Raw genomic sequence first — 4,449 nt, 5'->3', positions numbered from 1 at the left:
CGCGGAGCAAAAGCCCCTCACCCTATGGTGCAGGAAGAACCCGCACCCACGGCCCGGAACCCCCGACGACAAAACGCCGCCCCGACCAGAGCCGGAGATCAGCGTTCCACGCCTTAGTGAGGAACTCCAGGGATGCGCCATCGCGCCGAGGCGGCGGCGGCCCGTGATGACGCTTATATGCGCCTCCCCCGGATGGGAGTCAACAGCCTAAATCGCGGTTTGGTTCGATTTTGTCTTAGCCCTTGATAGAACGAGATTATTTGTCGTGCAGCCGGCCCGTGGGGCGTCGCAGTGGCAGCCGGGCCGACCGTTCGGGGCGGGTTCGGAGGGCCCGGAGGCTCCCGGACAGGGTCGGGACGAGCCCCGCCGCATGCTATTTTCTGCCAACAAATGGGGAGAATGTGCAGCGCGCGCCGGGCCGTCCCGTTCAGCCGCACCCGACGACGCGGCGTGTTCCCGCAGACCAGGTGCCGGTTCGATGGCGCGGTCAGCCCGACCAGATCCGGTCCGCGGCCCCTTCGCGCCGGCAGACCGGACGGCCCGTCCGCCAGCCGGGTGATACTCGCGGCCTCCCGTCCTGACTCTCACCGTCCCCCGGACGAGCTCGGGCAGAGCCCGGGCCATGGCAAATTGGCTGGCCGATTTTTTGTGCCGGTCTCGAGCACACTCGCGATTGGTGGGCGACGGCCCAGGCCGCATCCTTCGAGGCCCGGCTGCGCCGGTCACCTCAGGGTGACGGGTCGGCTCAAGGCGGTTGGTCCGACGGCCGCGCAACCCGGCGCGCCGGGCGGGCGGTTTTCGGCCGCCCTCCGGCCGGCCGAGGCCTTCGGTGCCGGCGACCTGCCGCCGACATGCAAATGGCCGGGGCATGCCCCGGCCATCGCCGATTCTCGGAATGCGTGCGGCTTCGGCTCACGCCCAGGGACGGACGTCCTTCATCCTGCTCTCGAAGCCGGCGATCTTGGGCGCCTTTTCGAGCGTCAAGCCGATGTCGTCTAGACCGTTGAGCATGCAGTGCTTGCGATGCGGGTCGACCTCGAACGTGATGCGGCCGCCGTCCGGACCGCGGATCTCCTGGTTCTCGAGATCGATGGTGAGACGCGCATTGGCGCCGCGCTCGGCGTCGTCGAACAGCTTCTCCAGATCCTCGGGCGACACCCGGATCGGCAGCACGCCGTTCTTGAAGCAGTTGTTGTAGAAGATGTCGCCGAACGAGGTCGAGATCACGGCCCGGATGCCGTAGTCGAGCAGCGCCCACGGCGCGTGCTCGCGCGACGAGCCGCAACCGAAGTTGTCGCCCGCGACCAGGATGGTGGCGTTGCGGTAGGCCGGCTTGTTCAGCACGAAGTCGGGGTTCTCCGAGCCGTCGTCGCGGAACCGCTTCTCGGCGAACAGGCCCTTGCCGAGGCCGGTGCGCTTGATGGTCTTGAGGTACTGCTTCGGGATGATCGCGTCGGTGTCGACGTTGATGGTCCGCAGCGGCGCGGCGATGCCTTCGAGGGTCGTGAACTTGTCCATGCGGGTCGTCCTGCGATCGGCGGTGTCGAAGTGCGAAAGTGCCCTTTTGATGGACGTTCGTCGCCCTCCGGTCAAGCTCGGGTCCCGACCCGGGCCCTCGGGCGCTCCGCGCGTCCGGCTTCGCTCAGACATACGCGATCAGCCGGCCGAGGGCGGCGACGACGAGCCACAGCGCGAGCGACACGGCGGCGGTCGCGCGGACGAGCATCGCGTGTCCGGTGCCTCGCCGGGACGCGAGATCGTTCACGGCGAGATTGATCACGGCGACCCCGATCGCGACGAGCTTCGCCAGAAACGCCGGGTTGCCGGCGGTCCGGGTCGCCTCCGGCAGAAACAGGAGCACGCCGCTCGCGACGATCACGCCCAGCGCGGCGGCGGACAGCGGCCGCAGCCGCGCCACCACCCGGGCCGGGTCCGGCCCGGGCAGCAGGCCGAGGATCCGCAGATCCATCGCCGCCACGCCGGCGAAGAACACCATCACGGCGAGCACGTGCAGAACGTTGGCGGCCGGATACAGGACGATCGACTCGCGGACCTGCGCCGCGAAGCCCGACCCTTCCAGGGCCGCGAGGAGACCGGACACGCCGCGTCAGCGCAGCTCGTAGCGTTTGCCGTCGATCTCGATCCACTCGGCCCGCATCTCGGCGGTGCCGTCGCGGCGCGGATAGCCATAGGCCTTCACGGGCCGCCCCTTCGCGACGACCTGGCTGGTCGCCCCACGGGCGTTCATGCGCGACGGCGGAGCCAGAATGATTTCCCAGCGTCGGCCGCCGTGGACCAGCACCATGCTGCCGTGCGGATTGCCGATGGTCACCTCCTCGATCGCCGCCTCGATGGTCATCGGCTTGTCGGCGTCGTAGGAGCCCCAGCCGTGATGAGCGCGCGCCGACGGCGGGAGCAGCAGCAGGCCCGCGAACAGCAGGGGGGTGAAGAGGCGCCAGGAGCGGACGGCGAAGCGGACCAGCGGGGGCATGTCGGTCTCCGTCGAAGAGGCGCCGTAGCGCCGGGGGCTTCGGACAGATAGGTGGGAACCGGACAGGGCGGAAGGGCGATGGCCCGCGCCGGCTCCGGCGTCGGGGCGCGTGACGATCCGTTCACGGCCGCTGCGGTACACTGCGGCCATGAGCGGTGACCTTCTGTCTCTTCCGCGGGATGTGCAGGACGCGGTCCGGCGGGAGCTCGGCGCCCACGAGCGCGTCCTCTATGCGGGCCAGCCGAGACCCCGCGACGCTGTGCCGCCGACGCTGCTGATCTTCCTGTTCGGGATCCCGTGGACGGTGTTCTCGGTGTTCTGGGAGACGGCCGTCGTCGGCCTCGCGCTCGGACTGTGGGGCCACGACCCCGCCGGCGGCGACCTGCCGCATTGGATGGGGATCGTCTTCGGCCTGTTCGGCCTCCCCTTCGTGCTGATCGGCTTCGCCATGCTGAGCGCGCCGCTCGTCGCCGCCCTGAAGGCGTCGCGCTCGGTCCATGTCGTCACCGATCAGCGCCTGGTCACGCTCGTCGCCCGGCCGTGGCGCAGCGCGACCAGCCATTTCGGCGACGAGATCACGGCGGTCGAACGGGCCGACCGCGACGCCGGCTACGGCCACCTGAAGGTCAGCCGCGGCAGCGACCGCGATTCCGACGGCGATCCGCGCGAGATCGCTGACTGGTGGCGCGGCATCCCCGCGGTGCGCCGTGCCGAGGAGGCGGTGCGCCAGCTCGCCCGGCCGCGACCGCCGACGGTCTGACCGCTCACCCCGCGGCCTTCTCGATCCCCGCCATGTCGTCGTCGGACAGGCCGAAATGGTGACCGATCTCGTGCACCAGCACGTGCCGGACGATGGCCCCGAGGGTCTCGTCGTGCTCGGCCCAATAGTCGAGGATCGGCCTGCGATAGAGCCAGATCATGTTGGGCATCTGAACCGGCGCGCTGTCCGAACGGAACGGCAGGCCGATGCCCTGGAAGAGCCCGAGCAGATCGAACTCGCTCTCGAGGCCCATATGGTCCAGGACCTCGTCGCTCGGAAAGTCGTCGACCTGGATGACGACGCCTTCGCACATGCTGCGGAACCGGGCGGGAAGGCCCCGGAACACCTCGGCGGCCATCACCTCGAGCTCGTCGAGGGATGGCGCCTTGGCGTTTCGCCAGGCGATCGGATCGGATAGCGGGTTTTCGCTCATGATGTCGTCCGTCGATCGAGGCCTGCGGCCCACCGGGTGCGACCGGGAAGGCACACATCGTGGCATCTCGGCGGCGCCAGATTGACACGACGCGCAGCGGTGCGCGAGGTTGCTGAGGGACAGGAGGGGCGGGCCATGCGCGACATCGCGGGCATTGCATCCGGAGTGATCGCGATCGGAGCGGTCGCGGTGGGCCTTGTGGCGGCGGACATCCGGCCGGCCACGGCGCAGTCGTGGGACAACGGCCAAGCCGCCGAGGAGCGTGCCCAGGCCCGGCGGGCCACGCGCGGTCCGACCCGGATCCAGGTCAACCCGAATCGCCAGCTCGTGCGGCTGTGCGAGGACTGGCTGGCGGTGGAGAACCGGCCGAGCGGCACCGTGATCGTGCCGCAGATGCGCTGCCGCTGGGGCTATCGCTGATTTTCGTCCGCATTTGCGCCGACGGCCGTCGACCCGCCTCCGAGAGACCGGGGCGCTGATGCTCGCGCGCGCCGCGTCCGGCCGCGAGAGACCACGTCCCGCCATCGTTCCTGAAGCATCGGCAAGCGTCGGACAGAACCGTGCGCCAGAAGCCTGCGCGTCTGCCGGCGCCGGCCGCGCGACCGGCGCAGCGATTCGGTGTGTCGAAGACAATCGGCGTGGCTTCGGCCCTGCCGCGTAAGCGTTGTGGTCAGGCCACGGCTTTGAGGGCTTGCGGCGGGGCGTAGGCCCAGGGCAGCAGGTCGTCGATGCGGCTGTTGGGGTGGCCGTCGACGATCCGGGTGA

At 69.8% G+C, this 4,449-nt stretch carries 7 protein-coding genes; 2 read left to right on the top strand and 5 right to left on the bottom strand.

Features of this window, described 5'->3' with window-relative positions:
* Positions 1 to 912: 912 nt before the first annotated feature.
* The 3 genes from leuD to J2S22_RS30780 form a co-directional block, all read right to left on the bottom strand.
* Entirely contained in the window at positions 913 to 1,518 is a 606-nt protein-coding gene (gene leuD / locus J2S22_RS30790; protein WP_272780873.1) for a 3-isopropylmalate dehydratase small subunit, read from the bottom strand.
* 124 nt (positions 1,519 to 1,642) lie between these two features.
* Positions 1,643 to 2,101, bottom strand: coding sequence for a DUF6644 family protein (locus J2S22_RS30785; protein ID WP_272780872.1), 459 nt, complete (start codon positions 2,099 to 2,101; stop codon positions 1,643 to 1,645).
* 6 nt (positions 2,102 to 2,107) lie between these two features.
* On the bottom strand, positions 2,108 to 2,491 hold the full coding sequence (locus J2S22_RS30780; RefSeq protein WP_272780871.1) for a DUF6152 family protein: 384 nt from the start codon (positions 2,489 to 2,491) through the stop codon (positions 2,108 to 2,110).
* A gap of 148 nt (positions 2,492 to 2,639) precedes the next feature.
* On the opposite strand from J2S22_RS30780, the gene J2S22_RS30775 reads away from it, so the two are divergent.
* On the top strand, positions 2,640 to 3,251 hold the full coding sequence (locus tag J2S22_RS30775) for a hypothetical protein (protein ID WP_272780870.1): 612 nt from the start codon (positions 2,640 to 2,642) through the stop codon (positions 3,249 to 3,251).
* A 4-nt stretch (positions 3,252 to 3,255) separates the two neighbouring features.
* On the opposite strand, the gene J2S22_RS30770 is transcribed toward J2S22_RS30775, so the two are convergent.
* Positions 3,256 to 3,684: a metallopeptidase family protein gene (locus J2S22_RS30770; RefSeq protein ID WP_272780869.1), complete on the bottom strand. Its 429-nt coding sequence runs from the start codon at positions 3,682 to 3,684 to the stop codon at positions 3,256 to 3,258.
* Positions 3,685 to 3,819: 135 nt separating this feature from the next.
* On the opposite strand from J2S22_RS30770, the gene J2S22_RS30765 reads away from it, so the two are divergent.
* Positions 3,820 to 4,104 carry a hypothetical protein gene (locus tag J2S22_RS30765; protein ID WP_272780868.1) on the top strand — a complete coding sequence of 95 codons (285 nt, stop codon included), beginning with the start codon at positions 3,820 to 3,822 and terminating at the stop codon, positions 4,102 to 4,104.
* A 250-nt stretch (positions 4,105 to 4,354) separates the two neighbouring features.
* Here the strand turns inward: J2S22_RS30765 and J2S22_RS30960 are convergent.
* A partial coding sequence (locus J2S22_RS30960; RefSeq protein ID WP_370878180.1) for a transposase domain-containing protein occupies positions 4,355 to 4,449 on the bottom strand: 95 nt, incomplete at its 5' end.

The sequence above is a fragment of the Rhodoplanes tepidamans genome, assembly GCF_030813915.1.
Lineage (GTDB): Bacteria > Pseudomonadota > Alphaproteobacteria > Rhizobiales > Xanthobacteraceae > Rhodoplanes > Rhodoplanes tepidamans.
Note: the sequence above shows the minus strand (reverse complement) of the source record. Positions and strands in the feature narration are given on the sequence as shown.

Coding starts and splice junctions, on each gene's coding strand:
- leuD (WP_272780873.1), bottom strand. CDS start 1,518: ATGGACAAGTTCACGACCCTCGAAGGCATCGCCGCGCCGCTGCGGACC.
- J2S22_RS30780 (WP_272780871.1), bottom strand. CDS start 2,491: ATGCCCCCGCTGGTCCGCTTCGCCGTCCGCTCCTGGCGCCTCTTCACC.
- J2S22_RS30770 (WP_272780869.1), bottom strand. CDS start 3,684: ATGAGCGAAAACCCGCTATCCGATCCGATCGCCTGGCGAAACGCCAAG.
- J2S22_RS30775 (WP_272780870.1), top strand. CDS start 2,640: ATGAGCGGTGACCTTCTGTCTCTTCCGCGGGATGTGCAGGACGCGGTC.
- J2S22_RS30765 (WP_272780868.1), top strand. CDS start 3,820: ATGCGCGACATCGCGGGCATTGCATCCGGAGTGATCGCGATCGGAGCG.